This is a genomic window from Streptomyces sp. NPDC059452 (assembly GCF_042750035.1).
GTDB lineage: Bacteria > Actinomycetota > Actinomycetes > Streptomycetales > Streptomycetaceae > Streptomyces.
The window spans coordinates 197,330-223,683 of record NZ_JBHYVE010000011.1 but is presented as its reverse complement, the minus strand read 5'-3'; the positions used below and the strand labels follow the sequence as shown (position 1 = coordinate 223,683).

The 26,354-nt window shown below is 74.0% G+C and carries 19 protein-coding genes and 1 pseudogene; 13 read left to right on the top strand and 7 right to left on the bottom strand.

Annotated elements, in window-relative coordinates; genetic code table 11:
- Positions 1–244 precede the first annotated feature (244 nt).
- From ACFW9Z_RS17405 to ACFW9Z_RS17385, 5 genes are all read left to right on the top strand, one after another.
- Entirely contained in the window at positions 245–1,198 is a 954-nt protein-coding gene (locus ACFW9Z_RS17405; RefSeq protein WP_384641050.1) for a LysR substrate-binding domain-containing protein, read from the top strand.
- Positions 1,199–1,300: 102 nt separating this feature from the next.
- Entirely contained in the window at positions 1,301–2,326 is a 1,026-nt protein-coding gene (locus ACFW9Z_RS17400; protein ID WP_384641047.1) for an NAD-dependent epimerase/dehydratase family protein, read from the top strand.
- A gap of 127 nt (positions 2,327–2,453) precedes the next feature.
- The gene (locus ACFW9Z_RS17395; RefSeq protein ID WP_384641044.1) at positions 2,454–4,073 is read left to right on the top strand and encodes a choice-of-anchor A family protein; all 1,620 of its coding nucleotides are present in this window, start codon (positions 2,454–2,456) and stop codon (positions 4,071–4,073) included.
- 22 nt (positions 4,074–4,095) lie between these two features.
- Positions 4,096–4,461, top strand: a complete 366-nt coding sequence (locus ACFW9Z_RS17390; protein WP_384641041.1) for a DUF952 domain-containing protein — start codon at positions 4,096–4,098, stop codon at positions 4,459–4,461.
- Between the two features lie 52 nt (positions 4,462–4,513).
- On the top strand, positions 4,514–5,395 hold the full coding sequence (locus tag ACFW9Z_RS17385) for an NAD(P)H-binding protein (RefSeq protein WP_384641038.1): 882 nt from the start codon (positions 4,514–4,516) through the stop codon (positions 5,393–5,395).
- Positions 5,396–5,423: 28 nt separating this feature from the next.
- On the opposite strand, the gene ACFW9Z_RS17380 is transcribed toward ACFW9Z_RS17385, so the two are convergent.
- From ACFW9Z_RS17380 to ACFW9Z_RS17350, 7 genes are all read right to left on the bottom strand, one after another.
- The gene (locus ACFW9Z_RS17380) at positions 5,424–6,098 is read right to left on the bottom strand and encodes a response regulator (RefSeq protein ID WP_384641035.1); all 675 of its coding nucleotides are present in this window, start codon (positions 6,096–6,098) and stop codon (positions 5,424–5,426) included.
- A complete protein-coding gene (locus tag ACFW9Z_RS17375) occupies positions 6,095–7,465 on the bottom strand; it encodes a sensor histidine kinase (RefSeq protein WP_384641032.1) in 1,371 nt (456 codons plus the stop codon). The genes ACFW9Z_RS17380 and ACFW9Z_RS17375 overlap by 4 nt, the downstream gene beginning before the upstream one ends.
- Before the next feature lie 91 nt (positions 7,466–7,556).
- Complete coding sequence (locus ACFW9Z_RS17370; RefSeq protein ID WP_384641029.1) at positions 7,557–8,750, bottom strand: acyltransferase; 1,194 nt, start codon at positions 8,748–8,750, stop codon at positions 7,557–7,559.
- On the bottom strand, positions 8,743–9,819 hold the full coding sequence (locus ACFW9Z_RS17365) for an alpha/beta hydrolase (RefSeq protein WP_384641026.1): 1,077 nt from the start codon (positions 9,817–9,819) through the stop codon (positions 8,743–8,745). Before ACFW9Z_RS17365 ends, ACFW9Z_RS17370 begins: the two co-directional genes overlap by 8 nt.
- 158 nt (positions 9,820–9,977) lie before the next feature.
- Positions 9,978–11,258, bottom strand: coding sequence for a cation:proton antiporter (locus tag ACFW9Z_RS17360; protein ID WP_384641023.1), 1,281 nt, complete (start codon positions 11,256–11,258; stop codon positions 9,978–9,980).
- Positions 11,245–11,931, bottom strand: a complete 687-nt coding sequence (locus tag ACFW9Z_RS17355; RefSeq protein WP_384641020.1) for a flavin reductase family protein — start codon at positions 11,929–11,931, stop codon at positions 11,245–11,247. The genes ACFW9Z_RS17360 and ACFW9Z_RS17355 overlap by 14 nt, the downstream gene beginning before the upstream one ends.
- A gap of 138 nt (positions 11,932–12,069) precedes the next feature.
- Positions 12,070–13,671 (bottom strand): tryptophan halogenase family protein, encoded by a 1,602-nt coding sequence (locus ACFW9Z_RS17350; RefSeq protein ID WP_384641018.1) that lies wholly within the window; start codon positions 13,669–13,671, stop codon positions 12,070–12,072.
- A gap of 226 nt (positions 13,672–13,897) precedes the next feature.
- Here ACFW9Z_RS17350 and ACFW9Z_RS17345 point away from each other — a divergent pair, with 226 nt between their 5' ends.
- From ACFW9Z_RS17345 to ACFW9Z_RS17310, 8 genes and pseudogenes are all read left to right on the top strand, one after another.
- Positions 13,898–14,881, top strand: coding sequence for a BTAD domain-containing putative transcriptional regulator (locus ACFW9Z_RS17345; protein WP_384641015.1), 984 nt, complete (start codon positions 13,898–13,900; stop codon positions 14,879–14,881).
- Positions 14,882–15,205: 324 nt separating this feature from the next.
- Positions 15,206–16,624, top strand: a pseudogene (locus ACFW9Z_RS17340) (aldehyde dehydrogenase family protein); the annotation flags it as partial.
- 233 nt (positions 16,625–16,857) lie between these two features.
- On the top strand, positions 16,858–18,789 hold the full coding sequence (locus ACFW9Z_RS17335; RefSeq protein ID WP_384641012.1) for a non-ribosomal peptide synthetase: 1,932 nt from the start codon (positions 16,858–16,860) through the stop codon (positions 18,787–18,789).
- 2 nt (positions 18,790–18,791) lie between these two features.
- Entirely contained in the window at positions 18,792–19,553 is a 762-nt protein-coding gene (locus ACFW9Z_RS17330; RefSeq protein WP_384641009.1) for a thioesterase II family protein, read from the top strand.
- A 42-nt stretch (positions 19,554–19,595) separates the two neighbouring features.
- Positions 19,596–19,775 carry an MbtH family protein gene (locus tag ACFW9Z_RS17325; protein WP_384641006.1) on the top strand — a complete coding sequence of 60 codons (180 nt, stop codon included), beginning with the start codon at positions 19,596–19,598 and terminating at the stop codon, positions 19,773–19,775.
- Position 19,776: 1 nt separating this feature from the next.
- Positions 19,777–20,991 carry a cytochrome P450 gene (locus tag ACFW9Z_RS17320; protein WP_384641003.1) on the top strand — a complete coding sequence of 405 codons (1,215 nt, stop codon included), beginning with the start codon at positions 19,777–19,779 and terminating at the stop codon, positions 20,989–20,991.
- Between the two features lie 15 nt (positions 20,992–21,006).
- Positions 21,007–24,942 carry an amino acid adenylation domain-containing protein gene (locus tag ACFW9Z_RS17315; RefSeq protein ID WP_384641000.1) on the top strand — a complete coding sequence of 1,312 codons (3,936 nt, stop codon included), beginning with the start codon at positions 21,007–21,009 and terminating at the stop codon, positions 24,940–24,942.
- 278 nt (positions 24,943–25,220) lie between these two features.
- A complete protein-coding gene (locus ACFW9Z_RS17310; RefSeq protein WP_384640997.1) occupies positions 25,221–26,318 on the top strand; it encodes a winged helix DNA-binding domain-containing protein in 1,098 nt (365 codons plus the stop codon).
- Positions 26,319–26,354 lie beyond the last annotated feature (36 nt).

Below are 26,354 nucleotides of genomic sequence, written 5' to 3'. Positions count from 1 at the left end.
TCTCCTACGGTCCGGTGAACCCGCGCCGTGGGGGTTGTCCGCTGAACGGACGGGGCGCGGGGCGGTACGGGGAGAGTGTGGGGGCGCGGACACCCGCCGGGGATGATGCCAACCGGGGATAGCACCGCCCTATCCCCTTGCGGGTATCCCTACTGAAGGGCCGCCCAACACCCCCTGAATTAACGTCCTTTGGTCGGGTTGAGGCCGCTGGTGCCGGGGCGGGAGCGGTCGTACGCTCCGAACCATGGAGCTTGAGGTGAGGCACCTCAGGGCGCTGTGCGCCATCGCCGACGCGGGCAGTCTGCACCAGGCGGCCCGCCGGCTCGGCGTGAGCCAGCCCTCCCTGACCACCCAGCTGCGGCGGATCGAGAACTCGCTCGGCGCCGAGCTGTTCCGCCGCGAACGCACCGGCTGCCGCCCGACCCCCCTGGGCCGGGCCGTCCTCAGCCGGGCCCGGCCGCTCGTCGACGGGATGAGCGCCCTGGTCACCCACGCCCTGGCGGAGGCCGACGCCACCCGGTCCCGGGGGCCCCGGCTGCGGATCGGCTCCACTGCCAGCCGGGTCGTCGGGAGCTGGCTGCGAAGACTCAGGGGTGCCCTGCCCGGTACGGAGATCTCCCTGCGGGTCGACGTCTCGGCCCACGCCCTCCTGCGCTCGGTCGAGGCGGGCCGGCTGGACGTCGCCTTCGTGCACGAGGTGGAGGGCAGCCCGCTGGCCCTCCCGGACGGCCTGGCCCAGCGCGTACTCCTGGACCGCGAACCGCAGTTCATCTCCCTCTCCCGGGACCACCCGGCCGCCCGCCGCCGTGTGGTGGAGCTCGCGGAGCTGGCCGGGGACCGGTGGATGGTCGATCCGACGGTGGACGGCGAGTGGGACGGGGTGCGCCGGGTGCTCGGTGCCGCCGGGATCGACCCGCCGGTCCTGCACGGCGACTACCTCACCGCCGCCTCCCTCGTCGTGCTCGGCGAGGCCGTCGCACCCTGCCAGCCCACCTCCGGCCCGCGCGACGACATGGCGATCCGCCCGCTGCGGGGCGATCCGCTCGCCGTCCGGCTGCTCCTGGTCGCCCGGCCGGGGACGGACACCTCGGTGGCGTACGCGGAGCTGGAGGCGGCCTACCGGGAGGCGGCCCGGCGCTCCAGCGGCTACTACGAGTGGCTGCTGCGCCACCGCAGCCCGCTCGCCCGTACTCCGTGAGCCCCTGAGCCCCAGGGGTTCCCCGTTAGCCCCCGGAGTTCCCCGTTCTGCTGACAGCGTGCGGGTGTTCCCCGGCACCGCCCGGCCGGGCAGGCTCGCCGTATGAGGCTACTGATGCTGGGCGGTACGGAGTTCGTCGGACGGGCCGTCACCGAGGCCGCGCTGCAACGCGACTGGCAGGTCACCGTCTTCCACCGGGGCCGCCATGCGCCGCCGCCGGGAGTGCGCGTGCTGACGGGCGACCGCACGGGCGGGAGGAAGGGGCTCGCTGCACTGGCGGACCACCCGGGCGGCTGGGACCTGGTCGTCGACACCTGGAGCGGGGTGCCCACCGCCGTACGGGACAGCGCCCGGCTCCTGGCGGGCCGCGCGGGCCACTACACGTACGTCTCCAGCCGCTCGGTCTACGCCTACCCGGCCCCCGCAGGGCTGGACGAGGACGGGCCGCTGGTGACCGGCGCCTCCCCTGACGAGAGCGGCGAGAGCGGCGAGGGTGGCGGGGCCGGTGACGTGCCGTACGACCGGGCCAAGCGCGGTGGTGAGCTGGCCGCCCTCGACGCCTTCGGCGACCGGGTGCTGCTGGCGCGGGCCGGGCTGATCATCGGCCCCGGGGAGAACATCGGCCGACTGCCCTGGTGGCTGTCGCGGATCGCGCGCGGCGGCCCGGTGATCGCCCCCGGCCCGCGCACCTCGGGGATCCAGTACATCGACGCCCGCGACCTGGCGAGCTGGCTCCTGGACGCGGCGGCGGCCGGGCTGCACGGCGCGTACAACACGGTCAGCCGCCCCGGCCACGCCACCCTGGGCGAACTGCTCGACGCCTGTGTACGGGTCACGGGCTCCGGCGCCGAGCTGCGCTGGACGGACCCGGACACCCTGCTGGCCACCGGGGTCGAACCCTGGACCGGGCTGCCGGTCTGGCTGCCCCGGGGCGAGCTGTACGACGCCATGTACGCGGGCGGCCACGCCAAGGCCGAGGCCGCGGGACTCCGCTGCCGCCCGGTCGGCGAGACCGTCGCCGACACCTGGGCCTGGCTGTGCGAGCGCGGCGGCACCGCGCCCCAGCGGCCGGACCGGCCCACCGTCGGCCTCGATCCCCGGCTGGAGGAGAAGCTCCTGGCCCTCTGAAAACCTCCTATAGGTCTACGTGTGCGGGCAAATCCGGCGTGTCATAGCAAATGACTAGCATTAAAGATGCATATTGCGCGGCATGGAACAACAGGCGCGCAGGCGCGGCAACACAATCCGGGCAGCAGTGACAGTGGCCACGGCCGCGGCGATGGTGGGCATGCTGGCCCCGGCCGCTGCCGCCGATCCGTTGCCGGGCGGACTCGGCCCCTGCCTCGGCAGCGAATGCCCGTCCGTATGGAACGAACCCAACAACGGGCCGATCGCCGGTTACGACGAGAACATCAACATCTACGTCGGCGGGGACTTCCTGGTCCGGGAGGCCGCCGCCGAGGCCGAGGGGAAGATCGTCACCCTCGGCGTGTTCGACATGGACAAGCGGCCCGAGGCCTCGCAGATCTACAACGTCGGTGTCGCGGGCGTCGGTTCGCGGGTTCCGCCGCCGGACGGCTCCGACTATCTGACCGTGGGCGGGAACATCACCATCGCCGACGATGAGCGCCTGCTCGCCGAGGAGGGGTCGAACTCCGGCCGGGTCGCCTACGCGGGGACCCTGACCGGCACGGTCAGCCCGCTGGACGCCCCGCGCCCCGACCCGGAGGCCACCGCCCCGTTCACCGGCCTGCGCCCGCAGCTCACCGAGGCCAGCCAGTGCTACGCGTACGACGGCGACGAGCGCCGCGCGGCGACCGGCACCGTGGAGACGGTCGGCGACACCATCACCTTCACCGGGGACGGCACCTCGGCGATCCAGATCTTCGACGTGGACGAGGACCTGGCCACGTCGGGCGGCGGCAACGTGGGGTTCGCCTTCAACGGCATCCCCGACGGGGCGACCGTCCTGGTCAACGTCTACGGGAGCGCCCGCACGGTCGCCACGTTCATGGGCACCCTCCCCAACCCGGGGCTCCGTGAGCATCTGCTGTGGAACTTCCCGGACGCGACGGATCTGACGCTGACCGGCCCGGCCCAGTTCCAGGGCAGCGTGCTGGTCGGGCAGCCCACGAGTACGACCACGCTCAGCATGAGCGGAACCAACGGCCGCTTCTACACGGCTGGTTCGCTGACCCACACCTCGCCGGGCGCGGCGGGCGGGCAGGAGATCCACTCGTACCCGTTCGACGGCGACCTCCCGACCTGCGGCCCGGACCCGACGCCGACGCCGACGCCGACGGATCCCACGCCGACGCCGACGCCGACGGATCCGACGCCGACGCCGACGGATCCGACGCCGACGCCGACGGATCCGACGCCGACTCCGACGGACCCCACTCCCACGCCGACGGATCCGACGCCGACGCCCACGGATCCCACGCCGACTCCGACGGACCCCACGCCGACGCCGACGGATCCGACGCCCACCCCGACGGATCCGACGCCGACCCCCACCGACCCGACGCCCACCCCGACGGATCCGACGCCGACCCCCACCGACCCCACGCCGACGCCCACGGACCCGACGCCGACTCCGACGGACCCCACTCCCACGCCGACGGACCCCACGCCGACGCCCACCGACCCCACTCCCACCCCCACCGACCCGACCCCCACCCCCACCGAGCCCACCCCGGGCCCCACCGACAAGCCGACCTGGAAGCCGACCCCGTCGCCGTCCGACCCGGGGCAGTTGCCCGACACCGGTTCGCAGGGCGGTGAATGGATCATCGGGTCCATCGCGGCAGCGCTGGTGGCCGCCGGTGGAGCGGTCCTCGTGGCCACGCGCAGGGCACGGCGCCGCACCTACTAGCAGCGCCCGCTAGCGTGGTTCGATGACCGAACTGCTGCTGCACCTCGCCGAAGCACCTCTGTGGGAGGCGGCCCGCGGGTCAGGGACGTACGAGATGTCCACCCGCGGCCGCACCCTCCAGGAGGAGGGCTTCATCCACCTCTCCCAGCCCCACCAACTCCCGGGTGTGGCAAGGATGCTGTACGGCGACGGAGGCGGGGACGGGGTCGGCGGCCGGGACCTGGTGGTCCTGGTCGTCGACCCCGCCCGCCTCACCGCCCCCGTCCGGTACGAGGCGATGAAGCCCGGTGGCGAGGAGTTCCCGCACCTGTACGGACCGCTCCCGGTGGAAGCGGTCGTGGAGGTGCGGCCCTGGCCCACGGCCCCGGGAGCCTCCGGAGCCCCGTAGCCTCCGGAACCCACGCGGCCGACGGAGCACGACGAGAGGAAGACGAACCCCAGTGACCGGCCCCCTCACCGCGGTGACCGGAGCGAGCGGAGCGGTCGGCGGCCGGGTCGCCGAGCGGCTCGCCCGTACCGGAGTCCCCGTACGCCTCCTCGGCCGCGACCCGGCCCGCCTCCCCGACCTGCCCGGCGCGGACCGCGCCCCCGCCGCCCCCTACGGCGACGCGGAGGCGATGCGCCGGGCCCTGGACGGGGCGCACACCCTGTTCCTGGTCTCCGCCCACGAGAGCCTCTACCGGGTGCGCGAGCACATCACGGCGGTCGACGCGGCCGTGGCGGTGGGCGTGGAGCGGATCGTGTACGTGTCCTTCCAGGGCGCGGCGCCCGACGCCACGTTCACCTTCGCCCGCGACCACTGGCACACCGAGGCCCACATCCGCACGTCCGACGTGCGCCACACCTTCCTGCGGGACAACTGGTACCAGGCGGGGCTCCCCGCGATGACCGGCGCGGACGGGGTGCTGCGCGGTCCGGGCGGGGACGGCCGGGTCGCCGCCGTCGCCCACGAGGACATCGCGGACGCGGCGGCCGCCGTCCTGCTGGACGAGTCCACGGCCCACGACGGCCGGGGCTACGACCTCACGGGCCCCGAGGCGTTCACCCTGGCCGAGGCCGCCGAGGAGCTGAGCCGGGTCACCGGACGCTCCGTCCGCTACGTCCCCGAGACCGTCGAGGAGGCCTACGCCTCCCGGGCCGGGTACGGGGCCGAGGAGTGGGAGGTGGCCGGCTGGGTCACCTCGTACGAGGCGATCGCGGCCGGTGAACTCGCGGCCGTCTCCGACGCGGTGCCCACCCTGACCGGGCACCCGGCCAAGAGCTTCGCCGAGTACCTCGCGGAGAACCCGGACAGCTACCGGCACCTGCTCCCCGGAGTGTGATCCCCGAAGGCTTCGAGGCCGGGGGCGGTCAGAGGCCGGCCGGGCGCACCAGCCCCGACTCGTACGCGAACACCGCCGCCTGCGTCCGGTCCCGTACGCCCAACTTGACCAGGATGCGGCCCACATGGGTCTTCACCGTCTGCTCCGCGAGGACCAGCCGCCCGGCGATCTCCGCATTCGACAGGCCGCCCGCGATCAGGGACAGCACCTCCGTCTCCCGCTCCGTCAGATCCCCGATCCGCTCCTTCAGCGGGGCGCGCGGGGCGCCCGCCGTCCGGGAGAACTCCACGATCAGCCGCTTGGTGATGCTGGGGGAGAGCAGTGCGTCGCCCGCCGCCACCACCCGTACCGCATGGGCGAGTTCGGCGGCGGAGGCGTCCTTCAGCAGAAAGCCGGAGGCGCCCGCGCGCAGCGCCTCGTACACGTACTCGTCGAGGTCGAAGGTGGTCAGGACCAGCACCTTCACCCCCGGGTTCTCGCGTGCGGTGATCCGGCGGGTCGCCTCGATGCCGCCCAGCTCCGGCATCCGGATGTCCATCAGGACGACGTCCGGGGCGAGTTCACCGACCTTGGCGATCGCGTCGAGCCCGTTGACGGCCTGCCCGACGACCTCGATGTCCGGCTCGGCGTTCAGCAGGACCGTGAAGCCCTGCCGGACCATCATCTGGTCGTCGGCGATCACTGCGCGGATGGGCGGGGTCATGGGGCGTCCTCGGTCGTGGTCGTGGTCGTGGTCGTGTCGGTGCCGGTGGCCGTGGTGGGCAGGACGGCGGTGACTTCCCAACCGCCGTCCGGTGTGGGCCCGGTGGCCAGGTCGCCGCCGAGCATCGTGGTGCGTTCGCGCATCCCGAGCAGGCCGTGGCCGGGCCCGGGGGAGGGGGCGGCCGGGCGGTCCGGCGGGGTGTTGGTGACGCGGACGGTCAGCCCGGTGGCCCGGTGGCCGATCTCCACCCGGGCGCTCGCCCCGGGCGCGTGCCGCATCACGTTGCTCAGCGCCTCCTGCACGATGCGGTACGCCGACAGCTCCACGCCCGGCGGGAGGGGGCGCGGTTCGCCGGTGCTGGTGAGGGTGGTGGCCAGACCGGCGGTGCGCACGGTGGCGACGAGGTCGCCGAGCCGGTCGAGGGTCGGCTGCGGGGTGTGCCGCGCGTTCCGTGCGGGGGCCTCCTCCGAGCGCAGGACGCCCAGGACCCTGCGGAGTTCGGCGAGTGCCTCCAGGGCGTTCTCGCGGATGCCGGTGAGGTTCTCCTTCAGCTCGTCGGAGGGGTCCTTCACCAGGTGCGGGGCGACCTGCGCCTGGATGGAGATCACCGACATGTGGTGGGCCACCACGTCGTGCAGCTCGCGGGCGATCCGCTGGCGCTCCTCCAGCAGGGTGCGCCGGGCCCGCTCGTCGGCGGTCAGCTCGGTCTGGACGACGAGGTCGTCGCGGGCGAGGCGCACGGTGCGGAGGGCCGTGCCGAGGATCAGTGCGGTGCCGAACACGAGCGCGGAGGCGACAAGGCCCGCATGGGGCAGCGGTGGTGTGTGCAGGGCCAGGGCCACGGCCAGTGCCATGGAGAGCACCAGGGCGGCCACCGCCCGGCGGAGCCGGACCCGCAGAGCCAGCAGGAACAAGGCGCCGCCCTGGAGTGCCAACCCGGCGAAGGGGGGCGCGTACAGCATCTCCGGAGTCAGGGGGAAGGAGGCGGGGATCCACGGGTACGGAACCCTCGTGGGCGCGTTGTACGCGGTGACCAGCACCGTCCCGACCGACAGCGCGGTCATCGCCCACCACGCCCCCACGGGCCGGATCATCCCGGCCACCAGCGCCGTGGACTGCGCCCCGGCGGCCACTACCGCGAACAGGTAGACATGGCTTCCGTGAGGGACGAGTTCCGCGCTACGGACCACCGCGGCGACGACCGCCACGATCACCAGCAGCACCAACAGCGCCGGCCGCCACACCGGGGCGCCCGGCTCTCCCATGCGCGGCACCCGGTCGGCGGGCGCCGCCCACAGGTCCTCGTACAGGAGGCGGGGCAGCCGCCGCACCGCGTCCCGCAGCCGCGCGACCCCCGAAACCTTCACGTGCCCCGTATCCCCCACTGTCCCTACGTCCCCCACTGCCCCCACTGCCCCCACGTCCCCGGCCGCCCCCTCGGTCCCACCCGCGCTCAGACTAGGCACGACGCGCCTCCCGCTTCCGCTCGGGGGAGGACTCCCGTACGAGGAGGGAGCGGCCGCTCTCCCTCCGTCCGCCCTGTTCGTAGCCCTGGAACGCGGACCGGCACACCAGCAGGGCCAGGGCGAACACCGGCAGCCAGAGCAGCCGGGCGAGCACCCATCCCGGGCCGTCGGGCGCGGAGTGCAGTCCCGGGAGCGGGCCGCCCGCGAGGAGCAGCGCGCTCATCGTCACGACGATCATCGCCGTCTGGTGCCAGAGGAAGACCGTCATCGCCGACACGTTCACCAGCGCCACCACCGCCCACGCGGCGGGTCTGCGCAGCGCCCGGCGCAGGGGGCCGAGCAGCAGCAGGGCCGCCCCGCACTGGGCCAGGCCGAAGGCGACGGCGGCGAGGCTCGGCGGGTCCAGGTTGGACATCCGCCCGCCCGGTACGCCGACCATGGCGGCCGGATACCCGGCCCACACCACCAGCGCGAGGGCCGCCGCACCCCCGCCCGCCAGCAGCGCCCACCGGTTCCGCGGCTCCCGCAGCCCGCCCCGGGCGACCAGCGCCCCCAGGCAGTACGGCACCAGCCACCCCGCGAGCACATTGACCCACCCGAGCTCCCGCGGACCGCCGAGGCCGAACCGTACGAGGTCGACGTGGAACACCACGGCGAGCGGCCACAGCGGGTGGAGCCGGGCCGCGAGCGGGGTCAGCGCGGTCAGTACGGCGAAGACCAGCAGGAACCAGAGCGGCGACCAGACCAGCTTGGCCAGGGTGAGCACCGTGGCCTCACCGACCCCGGAGGCGAGCATCGCGCCCGCCGCGAGCGTCCACACGACGAGCACGGCCGCCACCGGCCGGAACAGCCGCGCCAGCCGGCCGCCGACCCATGTCCCGTACGGTATCCCCGCCCTGCGGGCCGAGGTCCAGCTCCGGGCCGCCACCTGCCCGCCCACCAGGAAGAAGACCGCGAGGGTCTGGAACACCCAGGAGGCCGGGGTGAGTTCCGGCAGATAGGTCAGCGGGCTCGCCCCGCGTACGGTGCCGCTGTCGGCGACCAGCGCGGTCACCAGCCAGTGGCCGCCCACCACGCCGAGGATGGCCAGGGCCCGCAGTCCGTCGACGGCCCGGTCCCGGCCGGGCGGGGTCGCGGCCTCGACGCGCGCGACGAGACCGCGAGCCGACCCGCGTACGTCAGCCACGACGGGCCCCCACGGGGGCGTGGCGGGTCTCGGGGGTGTCGCTTCCTCCGGAGGCACGGGCCTCCACGGGGGCGCGGCGGGTCTCGGGGGTGCCGCTTCCTCCGGAGTCACCGGCCGTCACCGGGGCGCGGCCGGAGGCGATCCGCCCGAGGTTCGTCAAGGAGCGCGACCCGGGCCGCAGATAGTCGCTGTGGCCCCCGTCGCCCGCGTCGAACACCTCCGCCCCGAACCGGTCCGCCACCGGATCGGTCCCGAAGCCCAGGCTCGCGACGAACGGCACCCGCACCCGCACATGGGGCACCCGGGCGATCCAGTCGTCCCCGCCCCGCCCGGCCCACACCCGCGCCCCGGTCCGCAGTGCGTCCACGTCCTCGTAGCCGGTCCCCGGACTGCCGTAGAGGACAAGGGCGTCGGCGGCCGTCCCGGAAGCGGCCCGGGCGCAGATCACGGAGCCGTAGGAGTGGCAGAGCAGCGTGATCCTGGCCTCCGGCAGCGTGGCGCTCAGCCGGTCCACCAGCGCCCGCAGCCCCGGCGCGGCCTCGACGGCCCGCGCATCGGTCACCGAGGCCGGGCTCACGGTGGCGGGGGAGCGGTACCCGAGCCAGACCACGACGGCCCCGCCCTCCCCCAACTCCCGTTGCAGGTCCACGGCCCCGCGCCGCAACCGCCCGTACGCGTCGAGCCCGACGCCGGCCCCCGGCACCAGCACCGCGACGCGCCGGGCCCCCGACAGCTCCCCGACGACCTCCACGCTCCGGCCGCCGTCCCGCCCGTCGAACGAGAGGAACTGCCGCCCCGGCGCGGCCATCGCCCGCAAGGCGGCCGCCCGCCTGAGGTCCCCGTGCCGCGCCGCCGCCCGTTCGGCGGCCCGGATATCGGCCCGGCCCACCGCGTACCGCTCCTCCAGCGCCGCCGCGCCCGCGTCCCGCAGCGGCCCGAGGGCGGTCGGCGCGGGGGCGGGCACGGCGGCGGGCCGGGCCGCCCCCGACACGGGGACGGCCACGGCGAAGGTGACGAGGGCGGCGAGCAGGGTGCGACGCAGACGGCGTCTGCGCGGGCGGTCCGCCATGGGGTGGGAGTCCTTCCGTACCGGTGGGGCTGTGCGTATCTCCGGTACGGAAGTTATTGAGGAGGCGGGGTAGTTGACGTCCCGCTGGGGAGGGGTTGTGGGGGGTAGCTCCCAGGTATGACAGGTCTTGCGGGCTTACCCGGGAGGATCGCGCGTTCTCATGGCCGGGAGAGGACAGCGCTCTCGGGCTGTGGAGGTGCGGTGTCCGGCGCAGGCGCCTTCCTGCCGCGCAGCAGGGTGAGCGCCGGGCTGGTGACGGCCGTCGTCACCAGCGCCATGAGCACCATGATGGTGAACAACTCCGTCCCGATGACGCCGAGTTCGAGCCCCACATTGAGCACCACCAGCTCGGTCAGCCCCCGGCAGTTCATCAGGGCACCCACCGACAGCGCACTCCGCCAGGGCATACGGCACAGGCGTGCCGCGCCTGCCGCGCCGCCCCACTTGCCGAGGAAGGCGATGGCGAGGACGGCGGCCGCCCACAGCCACAGTCCGGGCGAGGCCGTGAGGCCCCCGATGTCCGTCCGCAGCCCCGTATGGACGAAGAACAGCGGCAGCAGGACGGGGACCGTGAAGGCGCGCAGCCGTGCCGCCGAGACCTCGATGCGCGGCACACCGCGCGGGGTCACCACCCCGAACAGGAAGGCCCCGAACAGGGCGTGCACCCCGATCAGGTCGGTGGCGAGGGCGGAGAGGCTCAGCCCGCTGAAGATCGCCACCAGCACCGCTGCGTCCCCGACCCGCCCGGCCCGGGCCGCCGCGCGGGCCAGCAGCGGCCGCACCGCGTACAGCAGGAACGCGGTGAAGGCCACCGCGAGCCCCGCCGTCACCACCGCCTCCATCGGGGAACCGGCCGAGGCCAGCGCCACCACCACGGCCAGCAGGCACCACGCGATGACGTCGTCCACGGCCGCGCAGGCCATGGCGAGGGCGCCGAGCGGCGTCCCGTACAGATCCCGGTCGATGAGTATCCGGGCCAGCACGGGGAACGCCGTGATGCTCATGGCCACGGCGATGAACAGGACGAACGGCAACCGCCCCACCCCGTCGGGGGCCAGCCCCCCGTACATCGCGAGGGCGAGGAGCGAGCCCAGGGCGAGCGGCAGCAGCATCCCGGCCTGGCTCACCGCCACCGCGACCCGGGAGTGACCCCGCAGGTTCTTCAGGTCCAGCTCAAGACCGACCAGGAACATGAAGGCCAGCAGCCCGAGCTGGCCGAGCACCGAGGTGTACGGGAGGACGGACGGCGGGAACAGGGCGTGCTGCGCCTGTGGCCAGAGCCAGCCCAGGAGCGAGGGCCCCAACAGGATTCCGGTGGCGATCTCGCCCACCACCGGAGGCTGGCCGAGGCGACGGAACACGGCGGCGCCCGCCTGGCAGGCGACGATCACCACGGGGACGGCGATCAGCAGCGCCGGCAGCGCGTCAACGGACGACACGAGCGCCTCCCTCGTGCGCGCCCGGCTGCAGGGCGGGAGCGGCCGCCGGGGCCTTGGCGGGCAGCGCGACCGAGGCCGCCGGGCCCTTGGCGGGCGGTGCGACCGCGGCGGCCGGGGCTTTCGCGGGCGGTGCGACCGAGGCCGCGTCGGACCACAGGGCGTACCGGCGCAGCCCGTACAGCAGCGGCCGCGGGTCCTCCCGTACCGTCACCCGCCGCACCTCGGCGAAGACGGCCGTGTGGTCCCCGAAGCCGACCGTCCTGACCACGGCGCAGTCCGCCACCGCGTGCGCGTCCGCCGTCAGATGCGGGCCGCCCGCCCCCAGCGGCAGCCGCCACTCGACGCGCTCGAAGCGGTCGGGGGAGCCGGAGGCGAACAGGTCGGACGCGGTACGCGCCCGTTCGTGCAGCAGGTTCAGGGCGAAGGACCCCTGGTCGAGGATGACGGCCAGGGTCGGGCTCGCCGCCCGTATGCACACCAGCACGGTCGGCGGCCGCAGGGCGACACTCGTGACGGAGCTGCAGGTCAGGCCGTGCGGTACGGAGTCGGCGTCCAGGGTCGTGACGATGGAGACCCCGGTGGGGAAGGAGGCCATGAAGGGGCGGATGTCCGCCGTGGGGTCGGTGGCCGGCGCGTCCGGCGGCAGGGCGCGGGGTGCTGAGGGGTGAGGCATGTCTGACTCCTGTCGTGGCGGGAAACGGCCGCGGCCCGGCAGCCGGCCGGGAGAGCCGTGCTGCCGGGCCGCGGTGGCGGATGGCCTTGCACCTGTCGTCCCGGCGGGGCCGGGCGGCGGCGCCGGGGGCGACAGGACCTACGCGCCGTGCAGTTGACGCAGGTAGTCGTAGGCGCTGGGGAGCGTTTCCAGCAGGTTCTGCTGCTGGCGCTTGACGGTGTCGAACAGGGGCTCCGCCCCGGCCACCGAGTCGGGGCGGTGGGCGAGGGTGGGCAGCGGGGTGTCCGGCTCCAGGCCGAGCCCCGCGAAGATGCAGTAGTAGCTCCCGTTGGTCCAGAAGTTGCGGAACTCCGCCTCGAAGTTGCCGTAGTACGTCGACTCGTCGGTGATCGGCGAGTTGATCGGCAGACCGGCCTTGTAGGCGGAGATCTTCTTCTTGATGTTGTCGGGGAGCACCAGCTCCTTCTGGGCCTGCCAGAACGGGGTGTCGTTGCGCGGCGCGTAGTAGAAGTGCGCCTGGATGAAGTCGCGGGTGTCGTCGAACATCAACTCGATCTCGTGGTTGAAGCTGTCGACCAGTCCCTGGTTGAAGGTCTTGTCCGGGAAGTGCTTGGCCAACTGGTAGATCGTCGCGGTGATGAAGTAGATACCGGTCGACTCCAGCGGCTCCAGGAAGCAGGAGGACAGCCCGATGCTGACGACGTTCTTCACCCATGTGCGGCGGTTGCGGCCGACCCGGAAGCGGATGTGGTTGAACTTCGTCTCCGCCGGGTCCAGGCCCCACATGTTCGCGAACTCGGCGGTGGCGGTGTCCTGGTCGGTGAACTTGCTGGAGTACACGTAGCCGGTGCCGAAGCGCCCCAGCATCGGGATCTTCCACGCCCAGCCGGACGACATGGCGATCGACGAGGTGTACGGCTCCACCCCGTGCGCCTCGTCGTCGTGCGGGACGGCCGTCGCCACCGCGCTGTCGCACAGCAGGTGGTCGCTCATGTCGAGGAACGGTTCCCGCATCGCCTCGTTGATGAGCAGACCGCGGAAGCCCGAGCAGTCCACGAAGAGGTCGGCGTCCAGTGCCAGGCCGCCCTTGGTGTGCAGGGTCGTGACATAGCCGCGGGAGTCCTGCTCCACCCGCACCATCTCGTCCTGCACATGGTTCACGCCCTGCTTCTCGGTGGCGAACCGGCGCAGGAAGTCGGCCACCAGCTGGGCGTCGAAGTGCCAGGCGTACCGGGTGGCCGGACGGCCGTCGAGCCAGCGTGGCGCCTTCATCGCGTCCATCACCGGCGGCTCGCGGAAGCAGGCGTAGTCGAACGGTTCGGTGGTGCGGCCCTCGAACTTGCGCTTGTACCAGTAGTGGGACAGCGGCGTCTGGTCGTAGTCGGGGAGCAGCCCGAACGGGTGGTAGAAGTGGTCCGGACCGCCGTCCGGCAGCTCACGGGCGGTGGCCTCGCCCTGCCCGCCGGTCCGCCAGTTCACGAACCGCACGGCCATCTTGAAGCTCGCGTTGCACTCCCGCATCCACTCGTCCTCGGCGATGCCGAGGTAGTCGAAGAAGGACCGCTGGAGATTGGGCACGGTGGCCTCGCCGACCCCGATGCGCGGGATCGAGGGCGCCTCCAGGACGGTGATGTCGACCGTTCCCTGAAGCGCCTTTCCGAGGTACGCGGCGGTCATCCAGCCGGCCGTGCCGCCCCCCAGGATGACGACCTTCTGAAGCCGGGTGTCGGTGCTGGTCATGAAACAGACCTCTTTTCGGATTCGGCGGTTCGGGTGGTCGTGCTCATCAGTCTCGGAAACCGCCCTATCACCGCTCTACACAAGGCCGTTGCCGCCGTTGTAGGGGCGTTGTAGACCGCCCGCGCACACTCGGCGCAGGCAGAGAGACAGCGCAGGGCGGCAGCGCGGAGAGACAGCGCGGAGCGGCAGCGCAGAGCGGCAGCCAGACGACGACCGGGGGGACGCGATGAGCACCGCAGCGACGGAGACGGCGGGACCGGCGGTACGCGTCCGCTTCCTGGGCGAGTTCGAACTGACCGTCAACGGGGCCCCGGTACGGCGCTGGCGGGCGGGCAAGGCCCGCGGCCTCTTCCAGTACCTGGTGGTCCACCGCGGCCAGATGCTCACCCGCGACCGGCTCTACGCCTCCCTGTGGCCCGGCGCCGACAGCTCCGCGGGCAGCTCCCTCAAGGTCGCCGCCCATGCCCTGCGCCGGGTGCTGGACGCCCACCCCGACGGCCCCGGCGACTCCGGGATCACCCTGGTCTACCGGGACTTCGGCTACGTCCTGCACGTCTCCGGCCTCTGGTCCGACGTCGACCTCTTCCAGGAGTACGTGCACAGCGGACTCCGGGCCGCCGCCGCCGGTGACGCCCCGCTGGCCAGGTCCCGGCTGCGGGCGGCGGCCGACCTGTACGGCGGCGACTTCCTGCGGGGCGAGAGCGCCGACTGGGTGGTCGAGCAGCGCGAATACCTCCGGGCGCTCGCCCTGCGCGGGCTGGGGGTGCTGCGCGCCGACGCCGAGGAGCGCGAGGACTCCGTGGAGCTGATCGAGGTCTGCCGCCGCGTCCTGGAGATCGACCGCCACCACGAGGAGACCTACCGCGCGCTGATGGCCGCCCACGGGCGGCGGGGCGAACTGGCCTGCGTACGGCGGTGGTACGAGCTCTGCGCCCGGCGGATGGGCGACGAGCTGGCCCTGTCGCCCGGCCGGGAGACCCAGCAGCTCCTGCGCACGCTGATCCCGTCCGCCGCCCGCACGGTTGCTCCCTCGGGCGGCCCCGCCGCGACGGTCCGGGCGCTGCGGCCGGCGGGGCGCCGGGCCGGGGTGCCCGCGTGGAGCGCGAACGCCCGTACGGGGGTGCTCACGCCCTCCTCCGTACGCCCGGCCAGGCCCGACTCCAGGGCCCCGGCGGCCCTGACCCGTATCGCGGGCCCGGCGACCGCGTGACCGGCGCACGTTCCTGTGAGCGTGCGACCGGCGCACCTCCCCGTGTGTGACCCGCGACCGCGTGACCGGCACAGCGCCCCCCGTGTGTGACCGGCGACCGCGATCGCCCGACCCGCACAGCGTCCCCGTGAACGCGCGACCGACGACCGCCACCGCGTGACCGGCAGCCCGGTGTCCGCACGGCCGGTCCGGCGGTCGTGTGCCCGACCCAGCTGTTCAGCGAGCCCGTGAATTCCGTGACCGAGTGAGGACTCCACCGTGACCATGCTGACCGAGCCGACCCTGCCCCAGGAGACCGGACGAGCCGGGGCCGCCCCGGCCCCGTTGCCGCCCCGGTACACCGACCAGTGGATCGGCGGCTCCTGGGTCGCCTCCGAGGCCGAGGGCCGCCTCGCCGTGACCGACCCCGCCACCGAACGCGTCCTGGCCACCGTCCCGGCCGGTACCGCCCGGGACGCCGACCTCGCGGCCCGTGCCGCCGCCGATGCCTTCGTACGCTGGTCTGCCACCCCGCTGCGCGAGCGCATCGCCCTGCTGCGCCGGGTCGTCGAGGCCATGGAGGCCCGCGCCGACCGTTTCGCCGACACCATCACCGCCGAGGTCGGGTCGCCCGCAGGGATGGCCCGCCGCACCCATGTCGGGCTCTCCCTCGGGATGGCCGCGCACTGTGTGGAGACGGCGGCCGCCTACGCCTTCGAGGAGCGGGTGGGCCACTCGCTCGTCGTGCGCGAGGCGGCGGGCGTGGCCGCCTGCATCACGCCGTGGAACACCCCGCTGCTGCTGACCGTGCAGAAGATCCTCCCGGCGCTCGCGGCCGGCTGCACCGTCGTGCACAAGCCGAGCGAGATCACCCCGTTGCACGCCCGGCTCCTCGTCGAGGCGATCGCCGAGGCGGATCTGCCGCCCGGTGTCTTCAACATGGTGGTCGGGACCGGCAGTACGGTCGGCACCGCGCTGGTCACCCACCCGCTGGTCGACGTCGTCTCGCTGACCGGCTCCACCCGGGCGGGCCGGGAGGTCACCGCGCTCGGCGCCGACCGGATCAAGCGGGTCCACCTCGAACTCGGCGGGAAGAACGCCTCCCTCGTCCTGGCCGACGCGGACCTGGCCTCCTCGGTGGCCGCCACCGTCGACCAGATGCTCTTCAACACCGGCCAGACCTGCCTCCAGTGGAGCCGGCTGCTGGTGCCGCGCGACCGACAGGAGGAGGCCGTACACCTCGCCGACCGGGCCATGGACGGCTATGTGACCGGCGATCCGCGCGACCCGGCGACCGACCTCGGGCCGCTGGTGTCCGCCGCCGCGCACGCCCGCGTCACCGGCTACATCCGGCGCGGCCTGGCCGAGGGCGGCGCCCGCCTGGTCCGGGGCGGCCCCGAGCGGCCCGCCGGGCTGGACACCGGCTACTACGTCCGGCCGACGATCTTCGCCGATGTCGACCCGCTCAGCACCCTCGCCCAGGAGGAGATCTTCGGACCCGTGCTCTCCGTCATCCCGTACGACGACGAGGACGAGGCCGTCCGGATCGTCAACGGCACCCGGTACGGGCTGCACGGGGCGGTCTGGTCCGGTGACGACGCCCGCGCCGAGCGGGTGGCCCGCCGCTTCCGCTCCGGCCTGGTCGACGTGAACGGCGGCCAGTTCAACCCGGCCGCGCCGTTCGGCGGCTTCAAGCAGTCCGGGATCGGGCGCGAGTGCGGTACGGCGGGGCTGGAGGCCTTCCTGGAGACCAAGTCCATGCAGCTTCCGCAGGGCGCGGGCGGCCAGGTGGTCGGCCCCCGACTGCGCGCCACCGAGGCATCCCGCCCGGCGGGCCCGGAGCAGCCCACGGCCTCGGAGCAGCCCGCAGGCTCGGGACGCCCCGAGGCTTCGGGACGCCCCGAGATCCCGCAGAGCCCCGCAGCCCCCCAGCAGCCCACGCCCCCGCAGCCCTCCGCAGCCCCGCAGCGCCCCGCCCACACGGAGAGGACCGGCGCATGACCCCGCCCCCTGCCGAGCCCGGCCCGGGCGCCCCCGGCGGGCTCCCGCCGCTCTTCGGCCGCCTGGAGCGGTGGACCCGCGAACAGCCCGACGAGACCGCCGTCAAGGCCGTGGACGGCATCCTCACCCACGCGGCGCTCACCGCCCGTACCGCCCGCTACGCCGCCGCCCTCGCCCATGCCGGAGTCGGCCCGGAGACCTCCGTCGGGCTGCTGCTCGGCCGGTCCCGGGAGAGTGTGCCCGCCCTGCTCGCCGTCTGGAGCCTGGGCGCGACCGCCGTACCGCTGGATCCCGGACACCCCGTGGAGCGGCTCGGCGGCGCACTGCGCGACGCCGGGGCCTCCGTCCTGGTCGCCGCCGGCACCCCCGCAGGGCTGGAGGCGGGCCGCATCCGCCTGCTCACCCCGCACGAGGTCCGCCGGGGCCACCCCGGCCCGCTCGCGGTCTCGATACCGGCCCCCGACAGCTGCGCGTACCTCATCTACACCTCGGGCACCACCGGCCGTCCCAAGGGCGTCGAGATCACCTACCGGGGCCTGGACACCTTCGTCGAAGCCCTGGCCGGACTCGGGCTGCCCGCCGGAGGCCTCGGCCTCAACGCGGTGTCGCCCGCCTTCGACGGCTGGCTCTGGTGCACCCTGCTCTACCTCGTGCACGGCCAGGGCGTGGCCTTCGCCGACCTCTCCCTGGACGGGCTGCGACAGGCCGCAGCCGAAGGGCGCGACCCGCTCCCCGCCGGGCTGCGCACCGCCTCCCTCACCCCGTCGCTGCTCGCCGCCCACGGTGACCGGCTCGCCTCCGCCGAGGTGGTCGTGGTCGCGGGGGAGGCCTGCCCGGCCGCGCTGGCCGAGCGGTTCGCCGAGGGCAGACGGCTGCTCAACGTGTACGGGCCCACGGAGGTGACCATCGCCGCCACCTGGGCCGACAGCCGCCGAGGGGACGACGTGACCGGCATCGGACGGCCGCTGCCCGGCTACCGGGCGTACGTCCTGGACGCGGAGCTGCGACCGGTGCCCGCGGGCACCGAGGGCGAGCTCCATCTCGGCGGTCCCGCCGTCGCCCGTGGCTACCGGGGCCGCCCCGGACTCACCGCGAGCCGCTTCCTGCCCGATCCCTTCCAGGGCGGCGGCACCCGCATGTACCGCACCGGGGACGTGGTGGTCCGCCGGACGGACGGCGAACTGGAGTACCGGGGGCGCCGCGACGACCAGGTGAAGGTACGCGGCCACCGCATCGAACTCGGCGAGGTGGAGCGGATCGCCGCCGAGCTCCCCGAGGTCGTGGCGGCGGCCTGCTGCCTGCTCGCCCCGGGCCAGACCCTGGGACTCGCCGTGGCGGCCGCCGCCGGTTCCGACACCGCCGCTCTCGCCGCCCGTGTCGTGGAGCGCTGCCGCAAGCAACTGCCCACGGCCGCCGTGCCCGCCACCGTACGCGTACTGGACCGCATCCCGACCCTGAGCACCGGCAAGGCCGACCGGGAGGCGCTGGCCCGGCTGCTGGCGGAGCCCGTACGGCAGGAGGACACCGGCGGGCACCCTGCCGCGACCGCGAGCGAGCTCGCGGTGATGACGGTGTGGGCGGAGGTGCTCGCCACCGAAGTACCCGGCCCCTCGGCGGACTTCTTCGAGCTCGGCGGCCATTCCCTGGCCGCCGCCCGTGTGGTCTCCGAGCTGCGCCGGACGACCGGACTGCGGGTGGGCCTCGGCGCGCTGCTGGCCCGGCCGACGGTCGCGGACGTCGCCGCGGAGATCGACCGGCTCGCCGCCGAACAGGGCGACGCGGCCGGGACCGGACCGGCCATTGCCACCGCCGACGCGACCGCCGACGCGACCGCCGACGCGACCGCCGACGCCGTCACCGCCGACGCGACCGTCACCCCCGACGCGACCGCCGACGCGACCGCCGCCACCCCCGCCGAAGGAGCGTAGACATGGGCAACTGGATCTCCACCTGGACCGACGGCACCTGGACCGACGACAGCGCCGCCCGGGCCCTCCCCGCGCTGCTCTGCCTGCCCCCGGCGGGCGCGGGCTGTCAGCAGTTCCGCTCCTGGCAGCCCGCGCTGACCGGCATCGCGCAGGTGTACGGCGTACAGCTGCCGGGCCGCGAGAACCGCTGGCGGGAGCCGATGCCGGACACCTTCGGTGCGGCCGTGACGGCCATCGCCACCGAACTGGAGGCCACCGTCGGGGACCGGCCGCTGGTCGTCTTCGGCCACAGCTTCGGCGGTCTGATCGGCTACGAGGTCGCCCGCCGGGTCACCCCGCGCGCCCTGGTGGTCAGCGGCTGCCGGGCGCCCACCCACTGGGACGGCGCCGGGCGCGGCATCGTCGACGACGGCCAGGAGCTGGACAAGCTCTTCGACACGGCGGGCCTGGACCCCGAACTGCTCGACGAGGACACCCGCGCCCTGATGGTCGAGATGCTCCGCAAGGACGCCCAGCTCTCCCTGAGTTACGTCCACCGCTCCGACGGGCCCCTCCCGGTGCCCGTGCACGCCTGGGGCGCCGACGGCGACGAGACCGTCAGCGCCGCCGACCTGGACGGCTGGGCCGCCGTCACCTCCGCCGGACTCACCCGGCACACCGTCTCCGGCGGCCACCACGCCGTACTGCGCCGCCCGCAGCCCGTCCTGGAACACCTGACCACCCTGCTGCGCGGCGAGGGAGTCCCCCTCGCCCCCACTGGCTGATCACCCCCAAATTCCGTACGCGTTACGAGTCCGGAGGCCGCCGTGCCCACCACCCACCAGGTCCTCGTGAACCACGAGGGGCAGTACGCGCTGTACCCCGCCACCCGCGAGGCGCCCGACGGCTGGGCGCCCGCCGACTTCACCGGTTCCGAGGACGAGTGCGCCGCCTTCGTGGACGCCCACTGGCCCGACATCCGCCCCCTCAGCCTGCGAGGTGCCTGAGATGGACATCGACCTGCTCGATCCGGGCCCCTTCGGCCGCAACGACTTCTGGCCCGCCTTCACCTGGCTGCGCGCCAACTCCCCGGTCCACTGGCACCCCGAACCCGGCAGCACGGACGGCGGGTTCTGGGCGCTGAGCCGGCACCGCGACATCATGAAGGTCTACGCCGACAGCGAGACCTTCCTCTCGGCCCACGGGATGCGGCTGGGCAGCGACCCGGCCGCCGTCGCGGCGGTCGCCCAGCGGATGCTCATCGTCTCCGACGCCCCCCACCACACCCGCCTCAAGCGGGCGCTCGGCCAGGCCTTCGGCCCGCAGCAGATGCCCCGGCTGGAGGCCCTGGTCGAGAAGGTCGTCGGCGAGCTGGTCGCGGAGGCCGCCGAACGCGACGAGCTGGACTTCATCGATCTGGCCAAGCAACTGCCCAACCGGGTGGTCTGCGCGGTCCTCGGCATCCCGCGCGCCGACTGGACCTGGATCGGGGACCTGACCACCGACGCCTTCGACTCCCCGGACGAGGCGGTGCGCAGCAGCGCCCACTCGGAGATCTTCCTCTACTTCATCGAACTGCTCGCCGAGCGCCGGGCCCGCCCCGGCCAGGACCTGGTCAGCCAGATCGCCCACGACACCCTCGTGGACGAGGGCGACGGCGCCGAACGGCCGCTCAGCGACCACGAGATCGTCTTCAACCTCAACGGCGTTCTGTCCGGGGCCAACGAGACGACCCGCTACTCCGCCGCGGGCGCGGTCCACATGTTCGCCGAACACCCCGACCAGTGGCGGCTGCTGCGCGACCTCGGCCCCGACGGCATCGCCCCCGCCGTCGAGGAGATCCTGCGCTGGACGACACCCGGGGTGCACGCCCTGCGCACCGCCGCCCACAACACCGAGATCAACGGCGTCCCGATCGCCGCGGGCGCGCGGGTGACGCTGTGGAACGTCTCCGCCAACCGCGACGAGGCCGTCTTCGACGCGCCGCACGCCTTCCGTGTCGACCGCCGCCCCAACCGGCACGTCGCCTTCGGCCACGGCCGCCACCTCTGCCTCGGCGCGCGCCTCGCCCGCTTCGAACTCGGCGCCCTGCTCACCGAGATGCTCGCCGTGCTGGACGGATTCGAACTCACCGGACCGGCCACCTTCAACTCGTCCAACTTCACCTGGGGGATCAACCGCCTCCCCGTGCGGCTGCTGCGCAGCCGAGCCTTCACGAAGTAAGAAAGGGCCCGCACTGTGACCACCGCACTCGTCGACCACAACCGCACGGACGCCGCGTTCCCCACCACCGGCTATCCGCGGCTCCTGACCGAACAGGCCGCCCGCACCCCCGGGGCCACCGCCCTCGTGCAGGGCGCCCGCTCCTGGACGTACGCCGAACTGGAGGCCGCCGCCAACCGGCTGGCCCACGCGCTCATCGCCCGTGGAGCCGCGCCCGGCGCCCGGGTCGGGCTCTGCTACCCGCGCGGCGCCGACTACGTCCTCGGCTCCCTGGCGATCCTCAAGACGGGCGCCGCGATCGTCGCCCTCGACCCGGTCAACCCCGACGACCGGCTCGCCGCGATGATCGCCGACGCCGACCCCCTGCTGGTGCTCACCCCGGCCGAACTCGGCCACCGCATACCGCGGGACATACCCCGGGCCGAGGCCGCCGCCCTGGGCCGGGGCCAGGCGGAGACCCCGCCCGCCGTGGTCACCGGCCCCGACACCATCAGCCACCTCATCTACACCTCCGGCTCCACCGGCACTCCCAAGGCGGTCCTGGAGCGGCACGGCGCCCTCACCAACCTCGTGCACTGGACCACCCGCGCCTACGGCGTACGGCCCGGCGACCGCGCCTCCTGGCTGTCCACCCCCGGGTTTGCCGTCCAGATCATGGAGTGGCTGGCCTACCTGCCCGCCGGGGCCGCGATCCACATCCCCGAGGCCGGACAGGCGCAGACCCCCGAGCAGATCCGCGACTGGCTGGTCGGTGCGGGCATCACCCACACCATGCTGGTGGCGGCGCTGGCCGAGCCCGCCTGGGGCCTGGAGTGGCCCAAGGAGACCGCGCTGCGGATCATGGTGACCACGGCCGAACGCGTCCACAGCTGGCCGCCCGTCGACACCCCCTTCCAGGTGGTGATGACGTACGGCACCACCGAGACCACCAACGTGCTCTCCTGCCTCGACCTCGGCGCGGGCCACGACTTCACCAGCCGGGCCACCCCCGAGGACGTACGCGCCACCCGTCCGGTGCCGGTCGGCGTGCCCATCGCCAACCTCCGCGTCCACCTCCTGGACGAGGACGGCCGCCCGGTGCCCGAGGGCGAGGTGGGCAGGCTGCATGTCTCCGGCGCGGGCGTGGCGGCCGGCTACCACGGCCGCCCCGAGCTCACCGCCGCCACGTTCCGCCCCAACCCCGTCCCCGGCGACCCGCACCCGGTGCTCTACGACACCGGGGACCTGGCCCGCCGCCGCCCGGACGGCGCGGTCGAACTCCTCGGCCGCTCCGACGCCCAGGTCAAGATCCGCGGCTTCCGGGTGGAGCTCGGCGAGGTGGAGACCCACATCGCACGGCTCGACGGCGTCGCCGAGGCCGTCGTCGTCACCCGGGAACACGGCCCCGGCGACACCCGGCTGATCGCCTACCTCGCCCCGGCGGACGGGGCAGCACCGGCCTCCGCCTCGGTGCGCGCCGAAGTGGCCCGCACCCTGCCGTACTACATGGTCCCCTCCGCCGTCGTGGTGCTGCCCTCGCTCCCGAGGCTGCCCAACGGCAAGGTCGACCGGCGCAGCCTGCCCGAACCGCCGGAGGGCCGGGGAACCGCCGCCGGATACGAGGCACCGCGCGACGAGGTCGAGGACGCCCTGACCCGGCTGTGGGCCGAGGCGTTCCGCACCGAGGGCATCGGCATCCACGACAACTTCTTCGATCTGGGCGGCCACTCGCTGCTCGCCTTCAAACTGATCGACGAGATCCGCCGCCGTTACGGTGTCGAGCTGAGCCTCCCCGACCTCTCCACCCGCCCCACCGTCGCCGAACTCGCCCCCCTCGTCACCGGCGAACGCGCGGGCGGCCGGGGCTCGTTCGGCGGCCTCCCGGCGATCGTCCCGGACCCCGGCAGCCGCTTCGAGCCCTTCCCGCTCACCGAGAGCCAGCAGGCCCTGTGGATCGGCCGCGGCGGACTGGTCGACCTCGGAAACGTCGGCTGCCACGGGTACTTCGAGTGGGAGAGCCCGCAGCTCGACGTGGCCCGCTTCGAGAACGCCTGGCGACGCCTGGTCGAGCGGCACGACGCGTTGCGCACCCGGGTGCTGCCCGACGGCACCCAGCAGGTCTTCGAGGAGATACCGGCGTACGAGATCCCCGTCACCGACCTCGGCGGCCTCGACGAGCCCGCCCGTCAGGCCGAACTGGCCACCCTGCGCGAGCGGTTGTCCCACCAGGTCCTGGACGCGGACGCCTGGCCGCTGTTCGACGTACGGGTCAGCCTGCTCGGCGGCGGGCGCGCCCGTATCCATCTCTCCCTGGACTTCCTGGTCGCCGACGCCTGGAGCTACTTCCAGGTCCTGATCCCCGACCTGGTCACCTACTACACGGAGCCCGGCACCGAACTCGCCCCGCTGGAGCTGACCTTCCGCGACTACGTGCTCGCCGTCGGGAACTCGCTGCGGGACAGCGAGATCTACCGCCGCTCCGAGTGGTACTGGCGCGACCGCCTCGCCACCCTGCCGCCCGCACCGGAGCTGCCCCGGCGCCCCGCCGACGCCCCCGAACTCCCCGTCCGCTTCGAGCGGCGGAGCCACGTACTCTCCCCGGAGCAGTGGGCCCGCGTGCAGGAGCGGGCGCTCGCCCGGGAGGTCACCCCCTCCGGCGTCCTGGCCGCCGCGTACGCCGAGATCCTCGGCCGGGCCGCCGGACAGGCCCGCTTCACCATCAACTTCCCGCTCTTCAACCGCCTTCCGCTCCACCCGCAGGTCAACTCCCTGCTCGCGGACACCACCACGACCCTGCTGCTCGCCGTCGAACAGCAGGACCACACCTTCGCGGGACGCGCCCAGGCCGTACAGCGCCGGCTCTGGGCCGACCTGGAACACCGCTACTTCAGCGGGGTCCAGGTGCTGCGCGAACTGACCAAACTGCGCGGCTCGCTCGCCCCGGCCATGCCCGTCGTGATGACCAGCCTGGCCGGCCACCCGCCGCAGTACGAGGAGACCGAGCTGGGCGCACCCGTCTACGGGATCTCCCAGACCCCCCAGGTCTCCCTCGACTTCCAGGTCTTCGAGAAGCCCGAAGGGCTCACCTTCAACTGGGACTTCCTGCCCTCCGTCTACCCCGACGGACTGATCGACGCGATGTTCGGGGAGTTCACCGCCCTGCTGGAGTCCCTGGGCGAGGACGAGGCGTGGGAGCGCCACTCCCCGCCGCCCGGCGAGGCGGAAGCGGCCCCGGCCACGGCCGGGGAACGCGACACCGGGGACGCCTGGGAGCGCTACTGGGCGGGCATTCAGCACACCGGCCGGGGCGGCGAGGTCATCTGGGACGCCGACAGCGACGACGAGTTCCGGTGGCTGCTGGGCCAGGCGCAGCGCCACTTCCGGAGCGACCTGCCGCTGATCGACCTGGGCTGCGGCAACGGCCGCTACAGCCGCGAACTCGCCCCGCACTACCCCGCGGTCATCGGGGTCGACGTCTCCGTCAGCGCCATCGAGCACGCCGTCCGCGAGGCGGAGGGGGTGGCGAACGTCGAGTACCTGGCCCTCGACATGACCGACGCCGAGCAGGCCGCCGCCCTGGGCGACGGCCCGTACAACATCTTCGTCCGGGGCGTCTTCCACGTCCTGGACAGCGAGGCCAGGGCCCGGCTCGCGGCCGTCGCCGACCGGCTGCTGGGCGATACGGGCACCCTGGTCGTCCACGAGCCCGACTACTCCAGCAACTCCTTCGGCTACCTCGGCTTCGTCGGCGGCAAGCGCGGCCGGGCCGAGGAGCTGGTCGGCCCGCTGGAGGCGGCCGGGGTCCGGCACTCGCACCGCTTCACCCGGCCCGAACTGACCGAGGCGTTCGGCGCGGAGGGCTGGGAGCTGGTCGAGGACGAGGCGGTGGAACTGCACGCGATCGACCCCCGGTCGGACTCCGAGGCCCTGCGGCTGCCCGGCTACTACGCGGTGCTCCGCCGCAGACGCTGACCGCCGCCGGTCCCGGACCGGCCGGACCGGCACCCACGGGCGCGCCTTCCCGCGCCCGTGGGTACGGAAGGAAGGAAGCCCTGGCCGAGGTCGGGGCGGGCGCGCTCGACGAGCCGTCCCGCCCCGGCCTTCCCGTGTGCGGAAGCCCGTGTACGGGAGGGAGTTGCCGCCCGGAACGGCCGGCGGCTGGTGGACTGGGGTTGTGCACGGGCCGTCGGACGCATGGCGGCCTGCGAGGAGACAGCGGCCGCGGCCGCTCGGCTGAGAGACTGGACCACGTGGAACGACGTACGACCGACCGGCTGCTCAGGGCGCGCGCACAGGGGATCGGAGGCGGGGTCCGGGAGGAGTCGGCCGCCGCCGTCCTCGACCGGGTGGTGGCCGTCCAGGCCCAGGACCTGCCCGCCGCGGAGCTCGGTCTCCGGGCGCGCGCGAACGGGCTCACCCAGGAGGCGGTGCGCCGCGCCACCGACACCGAACGCACCGCCTTCCGGGGCTGGTTCATGCGCGGCACCCTGCAACTCGTGCCCGCCGCCGACGCCCGCTGGCTGCTGGCGCTCCTCGGCCCGGTGTACCTGGCGCTGGCCGCCCGGCGCCTGAAGGAACTGGAGCTGGACGCGGAGCTGTGCGCGCGTTCGGAGCGGCTCATCGCGGACGCGATCGACGGCGAGGGGCCGCTGACCCGCGCCCAGCTCACCGACCGGCTCACCACCCTCGGGGTGGAGCCGAAGGGGCAGTCGGCCTTCCATCTGATCCGCCGGGCGGCACTGTCCGGTGTCGTCTGCCACGGGCCGCAGCGCGCGGGCGAGGCCACCTTCGTCCTCCTCGACGACTGGCTGCCCGCCACCGGCCCGCTGCCCTTCACCGGAGAAGCCGCCGAACGGGAGCTCGCCCGGCGCTACCGCCGGGCCCACGGGCCTTCCGACGCCCTGGACTTCGCCCATTGGTCGGGGCTGCGGACGACGGTGGCGAAGCGGGCCTGGGCCGCCGTGGCGGCCACCGGGCCCGAAACCCCGCCCGCCCCGGACGGACCTGACGGACCCGACGTCCGGCTGCTGCCCGCCTACGACAACTACCTGGTGGCCTACCGCAGCCGGGACCTCTCGGTGCCCGCCGAGCACGCCCGCAGGGTGTGGCCCGGCGGCGGACTGATCCGGCCCACCGTGCTGGTCGACGGCCTGGCCGTGGGCACCTGGTCGGGCGGCCGGCGCGGCACGCCGGTGAAGGTCGAGACCTTCCCCGGGGCCGCATCCGGGTCCGCACCCGAGGCGGCCGCCGTGGCCGCCGGGATCGCCCGCGAGAGCGCCGACATCGCACGCTTCTCCGGCGGAGCTCATGAGCTCTCTACAAACGGTCTACATTCCCCGAATTCATAACCGGCGCCTAACTCGCGGTCCCTAGCGTCAGTGCCG

Excerpts from the sequence above, each read along its gene's own strand:
- ACFW9Z_RS17390 (WP_384641041.1), top strand. The coding sequence starts at position 4,096 with ATGACCGAACTGCTGCTGCACCTCGCCGAAGCACCTCTGTGGGAGGCG.
- ACFW9Z_RS17380 (WP_384641035.1), bottom strand. The coding sequence starts at position 6,098 with ATGACCCCGCCCATCCGCGCAGTGATCGCCGACGACCAGATGATGGTC.
- ACFW9Z_RS17365 (WP_384641026.1), bottom strand. The coding sequence starts at position 9,819 with ATGGCGGACCGCCCGCGCAGACGCCGTCTGCGTCGCACCCTGCTCGCC.
- ACFW9Z_RS17335 (WP_384641012.1), top strand. The coding sequence starts at position 16,858 with ATGACCCCGCCCCCTGCCGAGCCCGGCCCGGGCGCCCCCGGCGGGCTC.
- ACFW9Z_RS17400 (WP_384641047.1), top strand. The coding sequence starts at position 1,301 with ATGAGGCTACTGATGCTGGGCGGTACGGAGTTCGTCGGACGGGCCGTC.
- ACFW9Z_RS17355 (WP_384641020.1), bottom strand. The coding sequence starts at position 11,931 with ATGCCTCACCCCTCAGCACCCCGCGCCCTGCCGCCGGACGCGCCGGCC.
- ACFW9Z_RS17320 (WP_384641003.1), top strand. The coding sequence starts at position 19,777 with ATGGACATCGACCTGCTCGATCCGGGCCCCTTCGGCCGCAACGACTTC.
- ACFW9Z_RS17350 (WP_384641018.1), bottom strand. The coding sequence starts at position 13,671 with ATGACCAGCACCGACACCCGGCTTCAGAAGGTCGTCATCCTGGGGGGC.
- ACFW9Z_RS17345 (WP_384641015.1), top strand. The coding sequence starts at position 13,898 with ATGAGCACCGCAGCGACGGAGACGGCGGGACCGGCGGTACGCGTCCGC.
- ACFW9Z_RS17330 (WP_384641009.1), top strand. The coding sequence starts at position 18,792 with ATGGGCAACTGGATCTCCACCTGGACCGACGGCACCTGGACCGACGAC.
- ACFW9Z_RS17405 (WP_384641050.1), top strand. The coding sequence starts at position 245 with ATGGAGCTTGAGGTGAGGCACCTCAGGGCGCTGTGCGCCATCGCCGAC.